The organism is Roseimaritima sediminicola (genome assembly GCF_009618275.1).
Lineage (GTDB): Bacteria > Planctomycetota > Planctomycetia > Pirellulales > Pirellulaceae > Roseimaritima > Roseimaritima sediminicola.
In genome coordinates this window covers 53,462-72,859 of sequence record NZ_WIAD01000010.1, presented here as the reverse complement: position 1 = coordinate 72,859, position 19,398 = coordinate 53,462, and the positions used below count along the sequence as shown (strand labels likewise).

At 60.6% G+C, this 19,398-nt stretch carries 14 protein-coding genes; 9 read left to right on the top strand and 5 right to left on the bottom strand.

Annotation, left to right across the window (positions count from 1 at the left end; all coding sequences use genetic code 11):
• Positions 1 to 119: 119 nt before the first annotated feature.
• The 9 genes from GE027_RS07725 (at position 120) to GE027_RS07685 (ending at position 14,431) form a co-directional block, all read left to right on the top strand.
• Positions 120 to 1,169 (top strand): aspartate-semialdehyde dehydrogenase, encoded by a 1,050-nt coding sequence (locus GE027_RS07725; protein ID WP_390621573.1) that lies wholly within the window; start codon positions 120 to 122, stop codon positions 1,167 to 1,169.
• 99 nt (positions 1,170 to 1,268) lie between these two features.
• Positions 1,269 to 2,168 (top strand): hypothetical protein, encoded by a 900-nt coding sequence (locus tag GE027_RS07720; RefSeq protein WP_153556613.1) that lies wholly within the window; start codon positions 1,269 to 1,271, stop codon positions 2,166 to 2,168.
• A 607-nt stretch (positions 2,169 to 2,775) separates the two neighbouring features.
• Complete coding sequence (locus tag GE027_RS07715) at positions 2,776 to 5,184, top strand: BamA/TamA family outer membrane protein (RefSeq protein WP_153556612.1); 2,409 nt, start codon at positions 2,776 to 2,778, stop codon at positions 5,182 to 5,184.
• Between the two features lie 152 nt (positions 5,185 to 5,336).
• Positions 5,337 to 6,410, top strand: coding sequence for a polysaccharide biosynthesis/export family protein (locus GE027_RS07710; RefSeq protein ID WP_153556611.1), 1,074 nt, complete (start codon positions 5,337 to 5,339; stop codon positions 6,408 to 6,410).
• A 25-nt stretch (positions 6,411 to 6,435) separates the two neighbouring features.
• Positions 6,436 to 8,850, top strand: a complete 2,415-nt coding sequence (locus GE027_RS07705; RefSeq protein ID WP_162006618.1) for a GumC family protein — start codon at positions 6,436 to 6,438, stop codon at positions 8,848 to 8,850.
• A gap of 32 nt (positions 8,851 to 8,882) precedes the next feature.
• A complete protein-coding gene (locus tag GE027_RS07700; RefSeq protein WP_153556609.1) occupies positions 8,883 to 11,477 on the top strand; it encodes an O-antigen ligase family protein in 2,595 nt (864 codons plus the stop codon).
• Positions 11,478 to 11,572: 95 nt separating this feature from the next.
• The gene (locus GE027_RS07695; RefSeq protein ID WP_153556608.1) at positions 11,573 to 12,550 is read left to right on the top strand and encodes a Gfo/Idh/MocA family oxidoreductase; all 978 of its coding nucleotides are present in this window, start codon (positions 11,573 to 11,575) and stop codon (positions 12,548 to 12,550) included.
• A gap of 104 nt (positions 12,551 to 12,654) precedes the next feature.
• A complete protein-coding gene (locus tag GE027_RS23640; RefSeq protein ID WP_202617352.1) occupies positions 12,655 to 13,257 on the top strand; it encodes an acyltransferase in 603 nt (200 codons plus the stop codon).
• A gap of 55 nt (positions 13,258 to 13,312) precedes the next feature.
• The gene (locus GE027_RS07685; protein ID WP_153556607.1) at positions 13,313 to 14,431 is read left to right on the top strand and encodes a DegT/DnrJ/EryC1/StrS family aminotransferase; all 1,119 of its coding nucleotides are present in this window, start codon (positions 13,313 to 13,315) and stop codon (positions 14,429 to 14,431) included.
• Between the two features lie 210 nt (positions 14,432 to 14,641).
• On the opposite strand, the gene GE027_RS07680 is transcribed toward GE027_RS07685, so the two are convergent.
• The 5 genes from GE027_RS07680 to GE027_RS07660 are packed head-to-tail and all read right to left on the bottom strand — an operon-like array spanning position 14,642 to position 19,398.
• A complete protein-coding gene (locus tag GE027_RS07680; protein ID WP_153556606.1) occupies positions 14,642 to 15,580 on the bottom strand; it encodes a transketolase family protein in 939 nt (312 codons plus the stop codon).
• Between the two features lie 41 nt (positions 15,581 to 15,621).
• The gene (locus tag GE027_RS07675; RefSeq protein WP_261344037.1) at positions 15,622 to 16,485 is read right to left on the bottom strand and encodes a transketolase; all 864 of its coding nucleotides are present in this window, start codon (positions 16,483 to 16,485) and stop codon (positions 15,622 to 15,624) included.
• Positions 16,486 to 16,490: 5 nt separating this feature from the next.
• Entirely contained in the window at positions 16,491 to 17,621 is a 1,131-nt protein-coding gene (locus tag GE027_RS07670; protein WP_153556604.1) for a DegT/DnrJ/EryC1/StrS family aminotransferase, read from the bottom strand.
• A 20-nt stretch (positions 17,622 to 17,641) separates the two neighbouring features.
• A complete protein-coding gene (locus GE027_RS07665; RefSeq protein ID WP_153556603.1) occupies positions 17,642 to 18,280 on the bottom strand; it encodes a GNAT family N-acetyltransferase in 639 nt (212 codons plus the stop codon).
• Complete coding sequence (locus GE027_RS07660; RefSeq protein WP_153556602.1) at positions 18,280 to 19,398, bottom strand: DegT/DnrJ/EryC1/StrS family aminotransferase; 1,119 nt, start codon at positions 19,396 to 19,398, stop codon at positions 18,280 to 18,282. The genes GE027_RS07665 and GE027_RS07660 overlap by 1 nt, the downstream gene beginning before the upstream one ends.

Below are 19,398 nucleotides of genomic sequence, written 5' to 3'. Positions count from 1 at the left end.
GCCAGAGATTGGACCAGCCTCCGTTAAACCCGTCCAAAGTGTGGCGACTTCGGCTACCTCCAAAGTCGGGCGACTTCGGCTACGGCTGGCTTCGCCCGACGCATGCACCCCCTTTCTACTTGAACCGTTACTTCGAGGTTCCCGTGTACGAGAATTTGGCTTTGGTCGGTGCCAGCGGCGCCGTAGGACGAATCGTGTTGGATCAGTTGCTGAAGCGGCAACTGCCGATGCGCAATTTAAAGCTGCTCGCTTCCAGCCGTTCGGCCGGCAAAACCGTTCGGTTCGGGGACGAAACCAAGACCATTGAATTGCTCGAGCCATCGGCTTTTGATGACGTCGATTTGGTGATCGCCAGCACGCCCGACGAGGTGTCCGCGGAGTTCGCTTCGTGGGCCGTCGAGCGGGGGGCGGTGGTGGTCGATGAAAGCGGCTACTGGCGGATGGACCCCAAGGTGCCCCTGGTGGTTCCGGAGGTCAATCCCGAAGCGGTCACCCAGCATCAGGGCATTATCGCCAGCCCCAACTGCAGCACCACGCAGATGGTCGTGGCCATGGCCCCGATCTATCGCGAAGCCGGGATTCGCCGCGTCGTGGTCAGCACCTACCAGGCGACCAGCGGAGCCGGGTTGGCCGGACCGGCGGAGCTGGAACGAGCCTCCAAGGCGGCCCTCGGTGCCGGTCAAGCCGACTCGCCCGCCTCGCCAAAAACCTTCCAGCACGACATCGCCTTCAACCTGATCCCGCAGATCGGGTCGGAAAAGCATCAGGGTTACACCTCCGAAGAGATGAAGATGGTGTACGAGACTCGCAAGATCTTCGGCGACGAGTCGATTCAGGTGTGTCCGACCTGCGTCCGCGTACCGGTCATGGTCGGCCACAGCGAATCGATCCTGATCGAGACCGAGCGACCGCTTTCGGCGGAAGAAGCCCGCGAGTTGCTCGCCGCTGCCCCGGGCGTGACCGTGGTCGACGACCTGGCCGGCCAGCGTTACCCCATGCCGCGCGACTGCGACGGCTGTGACGATGTCTTTGTGGGCCGGATCCGCAAGGATCTGAGCAGCGAGAACGGGCTGGCGTTCTGGTGCGTCAGCGACAACCTTCGCAAAGGCGCCGCGACCAACGCCGTGCAGATCGCCGAACTGCTGATGAAAAGCGCCCCCGTGGCATAGGCTTCCAGCTTGTGAGAACATAGTAGCACGGCCGTCCGGGCCGTGACCGGGGTGCTCTCGGCTGGGGACAGCCGAGCTACTATGAGGCTTGCCAGCACGATGAACGACGCTTCCCCCGCGGTCCGCGCGCCTCCGCCGGACGTTGTCCGCCGGAATCTGCTACTGCTGTTGATCGCGCTGTGTTGCGTCGGCTTCTTCATCGCCGACGTGATGACCCCTCAGGTCTTTGATGATGCGATCCCCGCGTTAACCGCGATGGGCATCGTCACGGCGCAGTTAACCGTGATCTGCGTTTGGGGAACGCTGGTTCGAGGCACGTTCTGGATCCGGCTGCCCTGGACATTGCTGCTGTTGGTCGTGTCCTGGTGCGGGTTTGCCTGGGGCATCCGGGTGGAGAATCGGGGACCGAATCCCGACGCGATGCTCGGCTTGGCGGTGATCTGGATGTTGGGATTTGTGACCAGCTTTGTGCCGCTGAAGATCGCGGCCCTGGGCTTTCGCTGGCAGATCATTCAGGATTCCACAACCCAAACTCGCGCCGAGCGCGGGTCTCGCTACGCGATTCGGGATATCCTTGTCGGCACGTTGCTGTTGGCGATCAGTATGGGAATTGGGCGAGCGATGCTGGCGGGAGAGGAGCTCAGCTTGCTCCGTGCTTGGGAGGCCAGTGGCCTGGCCGAGCCGCAGCTATTGATATTAATTTCGATTTACGGAGTGGTCAGCTTGCTGGTGAAGCTGCCCTGTATCTGGATTTCGCTGGGCGCGAAACCGCAGCGAATCCTTCGGCTGATCGGTGTCTGGGTGGTTTACTGTTTTCTGTTGGCGGCGGCCGAGATGGCGGCGTTGATCGGCCTGCTCGGAACACCCGGCGGCGGCAGCGAGGTTTTTACCGGGATCGTCATCAGCCACCAAAGCATGGGAGCGGTCATGTTGAGCGTCTGCCTCGCCCTGCGCGGCCTAGGGTATCGGCTCGAACGCTCGGTGAGCCCAGTGGCATAGGCTTCCAGCCTGTGAACAGTGGCATAGGCTTCCAGCCTGTGAACCGTGGCATAGGCTTCCAGCCTGTGAACCGTGGCATAGGCTTCCAGCCTGTGAACCGTGGCATCGCCCGCGGAGCCTGTATAAACCACCCTCGCCCCAACGGGGCAACCCTACGTCAGCCCAGGCCACCGGCCTGGGTAACCGGCCCAAACCACTCTGAAAAGCCCCAACGGGGCGGTCCTAGGATCGAACGGTTGCCACCCCGCTTCCGCTCGAGCTCCCGACACCCTGTCCAAAACCAAGGACTAGGGCCGCCCCGTTGGGGCTTGGTTTCTCGGCGGTCTTCCTAACCCAGGGCGTTGCCCTGGGCTGACATACCGCCGGCCCGTTGGGCCTATCGAGCCTGTGAACAGTGGCATAGGCTTCCAGCCTGTGAACAGTGGCATAGGCTTCCAGCCTGTGAGCAGTGGCTGACTCGTCGTAGCTGAACCCGCAAGAGTTTGGAGGGATTAACCCGTCACTTCCCAAAGTCTGGCGACTTCGGCTACGGCTTGATCGAGCTACGGTATGATTTCTCGTGGTCCTTCCTTTCCCCAGCTTGGATGCTCCGATGGTTTGGCTCCGCTTGCGAAGTTTACGAATGGTGTTGGCGATCGTCTTGGGTGGTTGGCTGACGCTTCGGCCAGCGGCCGCTCAAACCCCGGCGACCAGCTCGACCGATGACCGCAATCGCTTCACCTTCGAAGGCAACACGACCTTTGGCGATGCCCAGCTGCGTGACGCCCTGCTAGCGGATCCCGACTTTCTGCTCGCCGCCCACCCCTTGGGCACATCCGACGAATTGGCGGGCGTGATGCGAAAGCAATTGATTGCCGCTTACCGCCGGCAGGGGTTTCCTTCGCCCCAGATCGAAGTCGCCGCGACGAGCGATCCGGTCGGGGCTCACGTTTCGATCGACGAAGGATCACGCTTGCGAGTTGGCGAGGTGCGGATCCACGGCGGGACGGAGCTGGACTTCGACCGGCTTCGCCAGCGGCTGACGGAGCCCTATCCCAAAGGCGACGTCTTTCCTCGTTTCTCGCAGCTCGACGGCCAAGTGGTGCAGCAGTGGACCGATTCCGCGGGCAAGGCGGTCGAGCTGGAGAAGCCCGTTTGGCCGCGCGGCAAACCGCTGCCGATAGATACCGAAAACCTGCTCCACCTAGCCGTTGTCCAGGCCCTGAAGGATCTGGGGTATTCCCAGGCTCTGGCCTTGGTTCGCATTGAACTGGATCAGCCTGCCGGGACCGGCCGACTGGTCGTCCAAGTGGCCGAAGAAGGGCCCCGGGATCGGGTCGAGGAAATCGAAGTGCGGGGCGGCCCGATCAATCCGTCGCTGTTGATTCAGCAGCATTTGGGCGTCCAGGTGGGCCAAGCGGTCGATCGCCAACAAATCGCTGACTGGACGCGCAAGCTGTGGGAAAGCGGCCGGTTCCAGAAACAACAGGTGCAGTTCCAGCGAACCGCATCGGGGACGGGCCGCTTGATCATCGAAGTGGAGGAGACGCCGGGCCTGCCGCCGCTGGACCAGCCGATCAGCGAACGAGCGGAGATCTACCGGCGGGCTCAGCGGTGGTTGGGAACGTTTGACCGGCTGGAGCAGGACGTGGTCATCACCGCGGACGCCCCGCCCTACCATTTTCTGAGCGTCCAGTCCGACCAAGGCATGATCCTGCAGGTAACGCGCTCCGGCGCGGCCGGCGATCGTTCCGGTGCGGCTGACATGGCTTTGATCATGGATCCCCAGCAATTGGCTCTGATGCATTCGGACCATCCGGAAAGATGGTCCTTGGGATTGGACGCGGTGACGGCCCAGTTGACCTTTCGTACCAAATTGCGAGCGGCGGTCGAGGAGGACCGGTTGTTCGGCCTTGGACTGCATTTCAACGTCAACAATCAGCGGCAAACTGGTCAGAACGTGGTCGAGCACGCCTTTGATGTCAGTCCAGCCGATCTGTTGCCATTCGCTTACAAGTCCAAGCTGCAGCAGGAGGTGGTCGATGGCGTGCTGATCGGTCGTCGTGGCGAGGATCGGTTGGAGGTAGACATTCACAGCGGCGAGATTCGAGCTTGGGAAACCGAGTTGCTGCAGGTCCGTTTTGAACAGGGCGCTTTCGAGCGCCTGCGAGGGGAATTGCTTGCACAGCATGGGCACAAACCCAACGCTTACCAGCCGGGGCGGCCGCTGGGGACGTTGGCCGCTTTTTTGTGCAGCCCGCCGGTTTGGGCCGAGGCGACTCAGTTGAGCAACCGTCTGCGAACCGAAGGCGTTCGGTCGAACCCTCATCTCGGTTCCGCCCTGCGGCGGTTGGCCGAGGGCGGACTGCTGGAACCGGCCGATGCGGTCATCCGCAGGATGCAGCGGGGCAGGGAAGAGGAGCGGTTTTTTATTCCTGCCCAGCCGAACACGGGCGGAGGCGATTGGCAAACCATGATGCGGAAAGTCGCGGCGCGTGCGGTCCTGCACGCGGCCACCGACGTGTTCGCCGAAGGCGAGTGGCCGTTGCGAGTGACGCGGGAGGTTTGCCTGGCGGTGCTGGGACGTGGCGCGCACGCTACGGAAGTGATTGATCAAATGCTAGCAGATCCTGAAACCGGTCCGCTTGGTTTGGGGACCGTCGCCTACTTGCTCTCTCACGTCCACCGATCGGCCGCGGCCAAAGTGGCGGAGGCCGGTCTGGATCGGTTGGACGAGGACGCGGTGCAGCGGGACCTCCAGCCGCTGATTGAAGGAGAAGTCGGCCGCTGGCTGGACCGGATGACGGCCAGCATTGCCGAGCTGACGCCCGAGCAGCGGGAGGCCGTGGGCGGTTTGTTCGGTGACGAGTCCCGGAGGCGGCAGTGGCACGCCCTGCACGCGGGCCTGCAAGGCGAGGCCCCCGCCGGACGACAGGCACTCGCCCGATGGGCGCGAGCGGCGGCCCAGCGGAAGCTCCGCGAGTTGAGCGAGCCGGACGAGCCGGACGAGCCGGACGAGCCGAGCGGGGACAAGTAGAGCAGGGCAGGGCGGTTAGAAAGTGGCGTAGGTGCGTATTTTGACGGGGAATTGGGGTTTCGCTGCGGCCCGGCGGCTCGATACACTCCCCCCGACTGCCCTGCAAAGGAATGCAGGATAATCAATGCGCTCCCCTTTAACCGGATGCACGGATGCGTCGGATCACCCCTGGTTTGCTGATCCTGTGGTTGCTTGCCGCGATCGGCTGTTCGCACGCGCAGTACTCCGCGGCCAACCTACCACCCGAATTTGCGGCTCCCCATCACGTCAGCGCGCGCCATGTGGACCTCAGCCAGATGCCGCGGACGTCGACTCCTTCGGAGTGGTTGCAGCCCGGGGATACGGTGGAATTATCCATCGCGACGGGCATCGAAAAGACGACCCCGACCGCCTGGACGCTGCGGCTCGACGATTCCGGCGCAGTGGATGTGCCTTTGGTCGGACCGGTACCGATCGCGGGCCTGACGCCCAACGTGGCGGCCGACCGGGTTCGTGATCGGGCGATCGAACGAGGCGTTTACGTTAGCCCCAAGGTCACACTGACGGTTGATAAACGCCGCAGTTACCAAATCACGGTGGTGGGAGCGGTCAACGAACCGGACACGTATGAGATCCCGGCAACCAGTTGCGATCTGATGACCGCCCTGACGATGGCCAAGGGAGTCTCGGACGAAGCCAGTCGCTTTATCGAAATCCGGCACACTCCGGCGGCACTGTCGGATTATGCCAAGCGGTCGCCGCCGGTCGGTCCCGACGGAGTGGCCCTGGCGTCGTTCCAGCCGCAATCCATGGCGCCGGTGGTGAACGTGGACCTGGCGGACTTGAACAATCTTTCGCCCCAGTCGCTGCAGTTGCTCGACGGCAGCGTGGTCAGTGTGACCCGCGAGCCCAAGCGGGTGGTCAGCGTGATGGGCTTGGTCAACAAACCCGACCAGATCGAGATGCCCGATGGCGAAGACTTGACGCTGTTGGACGCGATCGCCCAAGCCGGCGGCACGACGCTTTCGATCGCCGACAAGGTGCACATCATTCGCAGCGTTCCCGAAACCGGTGGGACAACCGTCATCGAAGCTTCGCTGGCGAACGCTCGCTCCGGCGGGCCAGACAACCTCCGGCTGGCTCCTGGCGACGTCGTCAGCGTCGAAGAGACGCCGTCCACGGTCGCGCTACAAACAATTCGGTCCTTCTTCCGAGTCGGCTTTAGCGCTGCAATTCCAGGGTTGTAAAAAGAACAGCATGACGGATCGAATCATGAGTCAAATGAATCCGGGCGGGGCCCATCAGATGAGTGCCGCCGAAGCGGTGCGTTTGGTCGTGCGTTTTGGGCAGGCGGCCCTGCGTCGTCAGCGGATGGTCGCTGCGACGTTTGCGCTCGTGGGCGTCGTGGCAGGGCTGTACTATGTGACGGCGGACCGGGTCTATCAAGCCACGGCCCAATTGTTGGTGGAAGAACCCAGTCTGGGGATGCTGCCTGGAAATACGGTGGGCGGAGCATCGAACAAGCTGCCAACACAAGAAAAAATCATTCGTAGCGATCGCGTGCTAAAACAGGCCCTCGATCAGTTGCGGGAGTTGCCCCCGCACTTGCAGGTCGATATTCAGGGGCGGAGTGATGACGGCAGCCTCGTGACCCTGCGCGGCGGTCTAAGCGTTCAACTGGTGCGAAATACGGATGTCATCGAGCTGTCCTACAAGTCGGCAAGCCCTGAGGCGGCTGAGGCCGTACTGGGGGTGGTGGTCGAAGCTTATCTGGATTTCATGTTGAAGCACCATCAAGACACCTCGGTGTCGGTGCTGGAATTGCTGCAGAGCGAACGCGAGAAGATCGAAACGCAGTTGCACAAACAACAAGACCGTTTGGTCCAACTTCGTGACGAGGCGCGGGTCGTAGGCATCGACACCGCATCGATCGCCTCGCACCCGGCTCTGCAACGGGTCCAGAGTCTTAATACGAGCCTAACCGAGGCCCAGAAGGACCGGATTGAACTGCAAGCGATCGCCGCGGTGGTAGAAGAATCGATTCGTCAGGGACGGGACCCGCGACCTCATATGCATGCGGTGGATCCCGATGCTGCACGGTCGCTGACGGCGGCCGTGTTGGGCGTCGCTCCGGAACAGATGCGTTCCATCCATGCCCTCGAACAGAAACTGTTAAATGACCGTGCGGAATTAGCCAGGATATCCACGCACCTGGGGCCGACGCATCCCGACATGATCGCGCTTCGTGAACAGATCAGCAACGCTCAGGAATACTTGGGGGACTTCCAACAACGCGTCAACGGTCGGGCCAGTAACGCCAGCGGCCAACAGTTTGCAGCCCTGTTAGGCGACCTGGTAAAGCAAAAGCTCGAAGAAGCCACGCAACACGAAGCCCTGTTGAGCAGCGAATATGAGTCGCTGGAGAAAGAAGTCGTCGCGATGAATGGCAGTTTAAGTGAGATGCTGTTCGCACAGCGCGAGGTAGACCGACTGGGACGATCCTATGATACGCTGTTGGAAAAGATCCACGGAGTGGACTTAGGGCAGGATCAAGCCGCGGTACGAGTTTCCGAAATCGGCCAACCGAAAGCCGCGCGAGCCGCCGTCTCGCCGCGTCTGAAGTTTCTGGTTGTAGCAGGCTTTGGGATCGCAACCGCCCTGAGTGTGCTGTTGGTCTTCTTGGCAGACCTACGCGACGATCGGTTCGCCAGTCTGGATGAAGTCGAACGCCAAACGCGTACAGAAATTCTGGCCGTCGTCGAAAAGTTGTCGCCCCGCGTCGAACACGGTGCGGAAGCGATTCAATTGCATGTCGATCCATCAGCCCGATCTAGCGAAGCCTTTCGAACACTTCGTGCGGGCTTGATGCTCAACCCCGCACAGCCGCGGTTGATTGCCGTCAGTAGTAGTGAACCCAGCGATGGTAAAACCACGGTCAGCAGTAACCTGGCGGTCGGCTTGGCTCAGGCCGGAAAACGCACCCTGGTGATCGATACCGACTTGCGAAAACCCGGTATGACGAATCTGTTCGACCTGCGACACAGCGCCGGATTGACTCAGTTGCTGGCCGAGCCGTCACCGGTCGCGGCAGTACGAAACTACGTCGTTGATACGGGCGTGGAGAACCTGGAACTGATCAGCTCCGGTGCCCGTCCGCTGGACCCGGCCGAATTGCTGTCTAGCAAGGCCTTCGCCGAACTGGTGCAGTGGGCGGCGGCCAACTATGACCACGTGGTGTTGGATTGCCCACCGGTTTTGGTCGCAAACGATGTTGCCATGGTCAGTCGCCTGGCCGACGGATTGGTGTTGGTTGTCCGTCCGGAGAAGAATTCTCGGCGGCACGTTTTACGAGCAATCGAACGCCTGGCTCGGTTTGAAACGGTCGTGTTTGGCTTGGTCGTCAACGCGATGGACGCGAGCAAAGACGGTGGCTACGGCTATGGCTACGGCTATGGCTATGGCTACGGTTACGGCGAGGAACTAACCGACAAGAAGCAGCCGATCGTGATACCGAAGTCCGAAGCTGTTGCGATCAGAGGGCCCTTCGAATCCACGGACCCAGCTGTCCGTCCGGTCTCCGCCGGGGGCGCAACGCCGCCGATGCCGGCGTCTTTATCGGCCGCCGCACCGGTGGCGCCTCGCAAGCGTTCACCCACTCGATCCGCTCCGCGGCGGCGGGCTGCCTAACCTGTTTCTCCGCTTCGACGCGAAGGTATTTGATGTTCTCAGCGACGCGCGGCAAGCACCAACCGGTACCGATGCGGCCGCTGGCCCCAAGTCCTGGCCGGGATCCTTGGATCACTACCGGGCATCGCTGCATGGATCTGTCCTTGCTTGCGGTTCTATTTCTGGCGCCCCTGGTGCTGGGAGGGCGTCATCCCCACGGCCGCCTGGTGCTGATGGTAGCGGTGTTGCTTGGGTCCATCGGGGTGGTGGTCAAAGTCGTCGCCGGCGGCCGGCTCCGGCTGACGGTCTGGACGCTGGCCGCGATGCTGTTCTGTCTGGCAATTCCCCTGCTGCAAATCGTTCCGGTCGGACCAGGATGGGTCGAGCACGCTGCCCCAGGAATCGAAAAACTGTTTGCGGAAGACGTGCCTTTGGTTTCGACCTCGCAACTGCACAACAGCTTCAGCTTGTCCATCCTCACGACGCGGCGTGCGCTTCCGATCCTGGTGACCTACCTGTGCCTGTTGGTCATCGTCGTCTGCCGGTTGGAGTCGATCAAGGACATCGAGCGGGTGTTGCTCTGGTTGGTGGCCACGGCGTTGACCCTGGCCTCGGTAGCGTTATTGCAGGCCAGCTGGGGAAACGGGCTTTTCCTGTGGTTGTACGACCATCCCAGTCGCCAGCCCGGGACGATACCGCGGGGACCGTTTCAAAACGAGAATCACCTGTCCAGCCTATTGGCTTCGATTCTTCCTGCGGTCTTGTATTTCTTGTTCCGTGTGCCAAAGGCGGCGTCACCCGGCGGCGGGCCTGGCGTCAACCGGGAGGATCGCCAGAGCTCCGATCACCAGAGGTCCGATCACCAGCACTTCAGAGCTCGCCGGTTTCGAGGACTCGCCGCGGGTGACTGGCAACGACTGGTCGCAGCGATCGCTTGTGTGATCGTCATCTGCACTGTTTTCGCGACGCCATCACGGGGCGGGGCAGTGGTGATCGCGTTTTCGGCCCTGTTGTGGTTTGCATTGGCGCTCTGGCGGTGGATCGGCGTTCGCTATCTTCGAGACTTCTCTTTGCAACTGTGGATGCGGATCGGCGTCGGAGGATGTGTCGGTCTGCTGGTGGTGGCCGCGGCGGCTCTGTTTACGGAAGTGCATCGTCTGTCCTATTGGCGGGCCAAGATCTGGTCCGTGGACTATGCCATCTGGCAGGATTTCCCTTTGTTGGGCATTGGTGTAGGAAACCATCGCCACGTCTACCGGGCGTATCTGGACGAATACTTTCCACAGACGTTTTCCACCGGCGAAAGCAGTTGGTTGCAGTTGTTGGTGGAAACCGGTTCGGTTGGCGTCTCGCTGGCGCTGCTGATCGTCGTCGCGACCCTGGTTCACACGACACAGGCGTTTTCAAACCCCACAGCGAGATGGAGTCCCCTGTTGGGCTGTGCCGTGCTCGCCGGTTTGATCGCTAGTTGCGCCCATGCGATCGGAGATTTCCCCTGGCACATCCCCGCTTGCTTTGTAGTCGTGTTGGTGTTGGCCGCTATCGCGATACGTCTCCCGGTCCTGGTGAAGGTGGAGCAAGCTGGCCACTCCGACTCGGCTTGTTCATCGCCGGTTCGGCGTCCGCTGTTCGCCGGCTCGCTGTTGCTGGCAATCGGTTTGCTGGCCGGCAACGCCTGGTCGATTGTGCAAGCGGTGCCGCAGTCTCAAGCCGCCTGGGCCTGGGACGATTATCGGCGGCTGGTTCGTGATCGGGAGGCCGGCGAGGAGTCTGCAGACGGCAGCGCAGAGATCGCGCTGCTGCAGGAAACTTTGCGGTACGATCCCGGACACATCCTCGCCCGAATTAAATTGACGCATCGATTAACGGCGGAACTGGAGCGGCAGGCATTTCAGATGCAGGATCCCAAGCCGTTGGCTGAACACGTGTTGTCGCAGGCAGCCACCCTAGCGGCGATCTGCCCTTCGGAATCAAGGTCGTACCTATACGCGGCAACCGCTTCGGCACGGCTGGGCGGAGCGGTGGAACTGCAGCAGCGAATGTTGGCTCAGTCCCAGCGTTTGCGAATGGTCGACGGACGTGTAGCCCTAAGGATGGGATTGAACGCGATCATGCTGCAGGACCAAGTCCAGGCGGACCGGCAATTCAAGATCGCTTTGGAGGCGGACCCTTCCTGCCGGGAGCATGTGGTCCAGACGCTGGCCATGCTGTATTCCCCCGAGGAGATCCTGCGCCGCTGGAATCCGACCCGTGAACCCGCTGCGCTGCTGTTCGCTCTTGTCGACACTCCCGCTCAATCCCAGGAATCGCGGCAGATCGTCGGACGTCATTACTGCAACCAACTGGTTGTCGATGCGTCGCGAGCTCCGAGTCTCGAGGAACAGGGGCATCTGCTGGCAGCCGCTTTCCGGATCGCCCAGCGGATCGATGATCAAGACCTGATGCTGGACGTGGTGAATCGCCGGATCGCCCTCCGTCCACGTCGTGTCCCGCTGTTGCTGACAAGGGCGAACCTTCTGTTGCAGCTCGGAGAGGTTGTCAACGCCAGAAAGGATCTGGAGACCTGCCGCCAAATCTCGCCGCGTGATGAACAGGTTCGCCAGCTGGCTTACTTGATCGACCAAGCAAAGGTGCGCCGGTTGCGCTGATAAACTCTGTTGACGTTCATTGTTGATTCCTACTAAATTCTCACTTTCGACCGACGACAGAATGTCCTCGGAGACCCAACACAAGGACGTGTATTATGACTTCAACGAACTTTGGTTTAATTGGTGCGGCTGGATATATCGCCCCGCGACACATGCAAGCCATTCATGATACGGGTAACCAACTGGTTGCCGCACTCGATCCGCATGACTGTGTTGGCCGTTTAGATAGCTTTTTCCCCGAGGCCCGGTTCTTCACCGAGTTTGAACGCTTCGACCGACACTTGGAAAAGCTGCGTCGGCAAGGCGAGGAGCAACGCGTCAAATACATCAGCGTATGCTCGCCAAACTACCTGCACGACGCTCACGTCCGGCTAGCTCTGCGCTTAGGCGCCGACGCGATCTGTGAGAAACCATTGGTGCTGTCGCCTTGGAATATCGACGCCTTGCAGGAAATCGAGCAAGAGAGCCCCGGCCGAGTCTACAACGTGCTGCAGCTGCGTTTGCTGCCTTCGTTGATCGAGTTGAGGGAGAAGCTGCGGCAAACCGAGACCAAGGAGAAGGCGGATATCTGCCTGACCTACATCACTCGACGCGGGGCTTGGTACGGAGTTTCCTGGAAAGGAAAGAAAGAAAAGTCGGGTGGCGTGGCGATGAACATCGGTATTCATTTCTTTGATTTGATGCTGTGGTTGTTCGGTGAGGCGACGGATAACGAAGTCCACCTGGCCGATGCCAATCGCATGGGCGGCTTGCTGCGCTTGGAACGCGCCAACGTCCGTTGGTTCCTGTCTACCGATGCCAATGATCTGCCGAAGGAAGTCGTCGACAACGGGGGTTATGCCTATCGGTCGATGACTTACGATGGCCAAGAGATCGAGTTCTCTAAAGGGTTTACGGACCTGCACACCAGGGTCTACAGAGACATCCTCGATGGAGGCGGGTTCGGGCTCGGCGATGCCAAGCCCTCCATCGCCCTAGCGCACCAGATCAGCAATACGCCGGCATGCACGCCAACCGGTGTGCGGCATCCTTTTATTGACGGCAAGCCGCTGCCATTTCGGGTGGCTGCCTAGTCGGAGCTCTTACATCCCCTGCGTTTTCGAACCGCTCGCTACGCCGGATCCGATGGCGTAGGAGGGCGGCGAAGAAGCGGTCACTTCAATGCGGGAACTGTGTCGTGAGCGGTGCTAGCAAGCCCAGGATTCATGAATCGGCGTACGTTGATGACGGCGTCGAGATTGGGTTGGGAACCCAGGTCTGGCACTTCTGCCATCTGTTGACCGGGACCCGCGTCGGTCGCGACTGTCGTATCGGCCAGAACGTCGTCATCGGCCCGCGGGTTGAGGTCGGCAACAATGTGAAGATTCAGAACAACGTGTCGGTCTACGAGGGCGTCACCTTGGAAGACGACGTGTTCTGTGGCCCTTCGATGGTGTTCACCAATGTGATCACGCCGCGCTGCGCTTTTCCCCGGAACACCGCAGCCGACTTTGCCAAAACACGGGTCGGGCGCGGCACCAGCATCGGAGCAAACGCCACGATTGTCTGCGGCGTTACCATCGGTCCGCATGCGCTGATCGGTGCCGGTGCGGTAGTCACCAAGGACGTGCCCGCCTATGCTCTGGTGTACGGCAATCCTGCTCGTCAACGTGGCTGGGCATGCGAGTGTGGCACTCGCTTACAAGCGTCGGCGAATCAGCCAGACGTCTACCTCTGCCAGGATTGTGGACGAACCTACGCGGTAGATGAGACTACGGCGTTGGTCCCCAGCAACCGCTGACCCCGGTCAGGATGGATCGTTTTCACCATTTTCTCGAGCTCATTTGGTCGTTCCTATGATTCCTTTGTGTGATCTGAAACAGCAGTACACCGAATTGCAGGCCGAGCTCGAAGCGGCCTTGCTGTCCTCGGCCGCGGCGGGGCAATACATCATGGGCCCCAACGTGCGGGGCTTCGAGCAGGAGTTTGCGGCGTACGCGGATTGCAAGTACGCAATCGGCGTCGGCAATGGTACGGATGCCTTGCACATCAGCCTATTAGCCGCGGGGATTGGGCCGGGTGACGAAGTCATCACGACTCCCTTTACCTTTATCGCAACCTGTGAAGCGATCAACTTGGTGGGCGCCACGCCGGTATTCGTCGATATCGATCCTGTGACTTTCAACATCGACCCGGACAAGATTGAGGAGGCGATCACGCCGAGAACCAAGCTGATCCTCCCGGTCCATCTGTACGGTCTGCCCTGTGAGATGGATCGAATCCTCGCGATCGCCGAGCAACACCACTTAAAAGTTATCGAGGATTGCGCCCAGTCCGTCGGTGCCAGTTACAAGGGCAAGCAAACCGGTACGATGGGACTGGCAGGCTGTCTCAGCTTTTTTCCCAGCAAGAATCTGGGCTGCATGGGCGATGGCGGAATGATCCTGACCAACGACGACGAGATGTACGAGCGTGCCGAAATGTTGCGCCGTCATGGCGGCAAAGTCAAATATCACCACACGGAGAACGGTGTCAACAGCCGCCTGGACGATATCCAAGCGGCCGTGCTACGAGTCAAACTGTCCCACCTGGAACAGTGGAATCAACGCCGACAAGCCGCCGCTGCGAAGTACGCCGAAGGCTTGGCGGACCAGCCGATCAGCCTGCCAACGGCAGGCAATTCTGACGCCTTGTCGGTGTTCCATCAGTACACCGTTTTGGTCGATGGCCGCGACCGACTGCTGAAAGTGCTCGGGGAGCAAGGCGTGGGAACGGCCGTCTACTATCCGATTCCTCTGCATCTGCAGGAGGTCAACCGGTCGCTGAACTACCAGCCGGGAGATTTCCCGGTCAGTGAACGGGTGGCCGATCGCTGCTTGAGTCTGCCGATGAGCCCGCACCTGACGCCCGAGCAACAGGAGGTCGTGTGCCACACGATGATCGCCAACCTGGAGCCTGTGGGCACGCAGGGCTAGCGAGTCGTCTCGCGAGCGAATGACGCCAGGCAGTGGCCCGCCTCGGTTGCCGCCGGTACAGCGTGGGCCGCGCCTTCGGCAATAATGGGGCAGCTGTCCCGGGGAACCGGGACGCGACGTTTCCTTTCGCTCGGCGCCCTTACCGAGGCCATCGCTCGGCGCCCTTACCTAGGCCATCGGGGGTTCCGCGGACCTCGCCCGGAAGAGCCTCTAGGCCGCGATGGCAGGTGACTTCACAACGGCTTGCCGCGTCTTCTCGTAGATGCCCTGGGCATCGATTCCGTAGTGGGTTCGCAGGTAGGCTTGGCTACCAACGACCGAGGAGAACTGGTCTTGCAGGCCGATGGATCGAAATATTTCGGGGCGTCGAGGCGAAGCCATCAAGCTCTCCGCGACAGCAGATCCTAGGCCGCCGACCACGTTGTGTTCTTCGACGGTGATGACGGCCCGGCATTCTCCAGCAAGTTTCTGAATCGTGGAGTGATCAAAGGGTTTGATGGTAGGCATCGAGATCACGCCAACGTCGTAGCCATCGGACCGTAATCGGTCCGCAGCGATGCAGACATCTTGCAAGATCCCGCCGGCGGTCACGAAGGTGATATCGCGTCCGCTCGAACGTGGACGGGCTTGGCCGACAGCCAACGGACCCAGCGGTGCGGCGTCATCCGCCTTGCTTTTGTCCAGCCGCAGGTAGGAAACGCCCTTGGTCTTTGCCGAGACTTCGGTAACCCACCGAGTCTCATCGAGATCCGAAGGACAGAACACGCTGACATTGGGCTGCGACCGCATGATTGCCAGATCCTCCGTAGCATGGTGGGAGATACCCAGTGCACCATAGCTGAAACCGCCACCGACCGAGACTACGTTGACGTTGGCGTCATGGTAGGCGGCGTCGTTGCGGATTTGTTCCAGGCAACGCATGAACACAAAATTCGCAATCGAATAGGTGTAGACTTTGTAGCCTTCCAGAGCCATGCCGGCAGCGATCCCCGTCATGTTCTGCTCCGCGACGCCCGCATTGATGAATTGCTTGGGAAAGCGTTCGGCGAATTCGGTGAGAACACCGAATCCGAGGTCGCCGGTGATCAAAACGATCGAATCGTCGGCTTGGGCCATGGTCGTCAGGGTGCGAATAAACTCATCTCGCATGGGATCAACTCGGGGGCAGGGAGGGGGCGTGCAGGGAAGGCTTACGCAGATCGTTCAAGTTCAGAAATGGCCGCTTCGAATTCTTGACCTCGCGCCGTGCGGTAGTGCCACAGCACCGAGTTCTCCATGAAAGAGACACCTTTGCCCTTGGTGGTGTGGGCGATGACGACACGCGGTTTTCCCGGCTCAGGATTGTCCAGCATCGTCGCCATCTGGTCGTGGTCGTGGCCGTCGACTTCCTTCACGTCCCAGCCGAAACTCTGCCATTTGTCGGTAAAGGGTTCCAGGCCCAAGGTTTCGGCAACCGGTGCCAGACTTTGGATCTTGTTGTAATCGACAATCGCTATCAGGTTGTCCAAGCCGTGGTGCGCGGCGAACAGAATTGCCTCCCAGTTGGAGCCTTCGTCGCATTCGCCGTCGCTCAACAACACCACAACCCGGTGTGCCTGCTCGCGCAGTCGGGCGGCTTTGGCCATCCCGACTCCGACCGGCAGACCGTGCCCCAGGCTTCCGGTCGAAAACTCGACTCCGGGAATGCCTTTGTGCGAAACATGGCCGCTGAGTTTCCCGCCATCTTGATAATGGGTTTTGAGGACCTCGGGAGAAAAGAAGCCGGTCTCAGCCAAAGCCGCGTAGACCGCTGCGCCGCCATGTCCCTTGCTGAGGATGAACCGGTCTCGTGCGGGCCATTGGGGACGAGCCGGATCGACATTCAGGCATTGCCCGTAGAGCACCGCCAGGATGTCAGCCATCGACAAGGCCGAGCCGATATGGGAGCTTCCTCCGCGGCTGGTCATGTTGACCGCGTGGATGCGGATACGTTTTGCTAACTCTCGCGTGTCCATAGAAATCCGTTTCTTGGTATTGGAGGGCTCAGGGCCTGGCGTCGCAGGGCGCTGCGTCACACGGCTCAGAAATCTTTGTCCTGATAGAATTGCGTGATCGTTTGAGCAACATGAACCACATCCTCGTCGGTCATCGAGGTGTTCAGAGGGATCATCAGTACGCGTTCGAACAAACGTTCTGTGAAAGGTAGGCTCTGATGAAAGCCCAGTTTATCGAACTGGTGGGTTGCCTTTCCGCCCCAAGGGATCAGCGAACCGATCCCACGTTCGGACAGGTAGGCTCGCAGCTCCGTTCGATCTTCGGCTTCAATTTCGTAGTTTTGGAAGATGTCGAAGTGCTCACCATCGGAGGTCGGGGCCGGGGGGAGTTTCAGGCCCGGGACATCGCGAAGCATCGAGTCGTAGAGCGAGGCGATTTCCCGACGTCGCGTAATCGCTTCGGGATAGCGTTTCAGTTTGATGTTCAAAATGGCCGCTTGAACATTGTCCAGACGCGAATTTAAACCCCAGACGGAGACATCCCCCGACGAATCACGACCGTGATCGCGAAGCAGGCGAAGTTGGTCGTTCATGTGGTCGTCATTGGTCAGCCAACAGCCGCCATCGCCCAGGCAGCCCAGGGTCTTGGCCGGATAGAAGCTGATGCAACCCCCAAGCCCAAAGGAACCGGCGGCTTGCCCTTTGTATCGCGATCCCAGGGCTTGCGCCGCATCCTCGAGAATCATTAACCCGTGCTGCTCGGCAAGTGCCACGATCGGGTCCATTGCCGCGGTGCGACCGTTCAACTGGGTCGGCATGATCGCTTTGGTGTTCTCGGTAATTGCCGCTCGGACCGCATCTGCATCGATCAAGTGGTCTTCGCCACATTCCACCGGAATTGGTGTCGCGCCCGCATAGTGAACCGCGGCCGGTGTGGCCACCATCGTATGCGACGAGAAGATGACTTCGTCGCCGGGGCCGATCCCAGCCGCTCGCACGGCCAAGTGCAGTGCGTCGGTGGCGTTGGCCATGCCGATCACATGCTTAACGCCGACCAGTTCGGCGACATTGCTTTCGAACTCCTCCAGCTCGCGCTGCATGATGAAGGCACCGCGCGAGCAAACCGCACGGATGGTTTCGTCAATCTCGGCGGCGTCGCTCTGATAGATGTCCGGGTAAACAAAAAACGGGACTTTACGAATCGTCGCTTGTGCCATCGGAATTCCTTTTCGTGACGCTAGGCCGCTGAGACCGTTTGCAGGGTTGAAGGTTGGTACAGATACACTCGGGAGGCAACTCCTTTGTGCACTTGGATCTGCGAGTGCTTCACCGCACCGGCTGCTTCGTAAAAGCGGTGCGCGGTGGTCTGTTCCTCGCCGGTCACGATCCGAAAACTCGGTACGTTGCGACGCTGGAAACCCTCGCACAAGGCTTGAAACAATCGCTGCCCCACGCCGCGACCTTGTTGGTCACCCCGCACGCAGAAATTCAGAATTTCCGCTCGCGGAAGCTCATGGGACTCCGATTGCGTCGAAGGATAGCGTAAAGTCTCCCAAACGCGAAAGAGCATCGTGGGGCGGAGGACTCGGGCGGCCAAGGGCAGCGCCAGTGAGCCCGCACATCGGGGCAAGCAGTAGCGGTAAACCGCCGAGGTATCGCTCGATCCCCAGATAAAGCCCACGCAGCGCTCGGCCTCCAGGGCGGCGACGCAGAAGGCCGCGGGGCAGCCCGCCATCTGCTTGTAAAGCTTTTGCAGCGTTGGAGTGCCCAGCGAGGCCAGAAAGCCGTTGGGGATCTCCGCTTGGTGGATCTCGGCGATGTCCCGGAAGATCGCGGGCGAGGCGTGTTGGTCAAGCGGGGCGAAGCGAATGGACATCAGGCAGACTTCTCCAGTAGCGTGGCGACCCGCTCACGGTAACGTTCGGTGACGCCGCCGTTGATCGGTAACGAGATGATTTCCTCTGCCCGCTGTTCGGCTTGGGGACAGCTTTGATGCTCGTAGCACAGCGAGGCGGCGTGTTCATCGGGCAGGGGGTGAATCGCGTGCTGGTACCAGCCGGCGACTTCGACCTTTTCTTGCTGCGCGTTGGCGAGCAGCCGTTCTTTTTGTTCGACCATCAGAGGAAAACGAACCAGGACCGGCTCCGACACCAGAGGCGCCTGCGGGAGGGCGACCTGGCGACCGCCTAGGGTGCTTGCATAGGCCGTCGCGATCGTTTGCTGCTGGCGGGTTCGCTCCTCCAGGTGTCGCAGTTTCTTAACCAGTCGGCGTTGGAACTGCGGCGCCATCTGCCAGCGGTACTCGGCCGATTCCAAGTCCGTGTCGTAGTCGGCTTGGTAGTTCCCCGCCGCCAACCCAAGCCGACTAAGTTGATGAAATGCGCTACGCAGTGCCCAGTAGAACGCCGGGCGATACAGCATGCGAAAGGCTTGGTACTGGGCGGATAACTTCAGCCGCTGGGCGACCGGAGGCGGCACAAGCCGCGCGTGGTACGCACGCATCCTCGCGTGTAGTTCCGGCGAATTAACGATCGCTGCTCCGCCGATTCCGGCAACTAGCGGTTTGCCCCATTCAAACGAGTAAAACGCTCCACAGCCAAAGGATCCGACCGGGCGACCTTGATAGGTGGAGTGTAGCGTGTGACAACAATCCTCGATGACCGGCACGCCCTGCGACTGAGCAAACTCCATGATCGCAGTCATGTCGGCAGGGATACCGAAGGTGTGTTGCACGATGATCGCGCGGACCATCGGATTCCATTTGGCCCGCAAGTCCTCGACGTCGAGGTTGAGGCCGGCGGACTGAATGTCGACAAATAGGGGGCTCGCTCCGCTGACCTTGATCGCTTCGGGAACCGCCACACAAGTAAACGCCTGGGTGGCCACCTGATCACCACGGCCAATCCCCAGGCTCCGTAGCAGAGCGGTTAATGCACAACGCCCCCGGAAGAACGCAAGGTCACTGATCGCAGCGGTGTTTGTAGTGAGAGACAT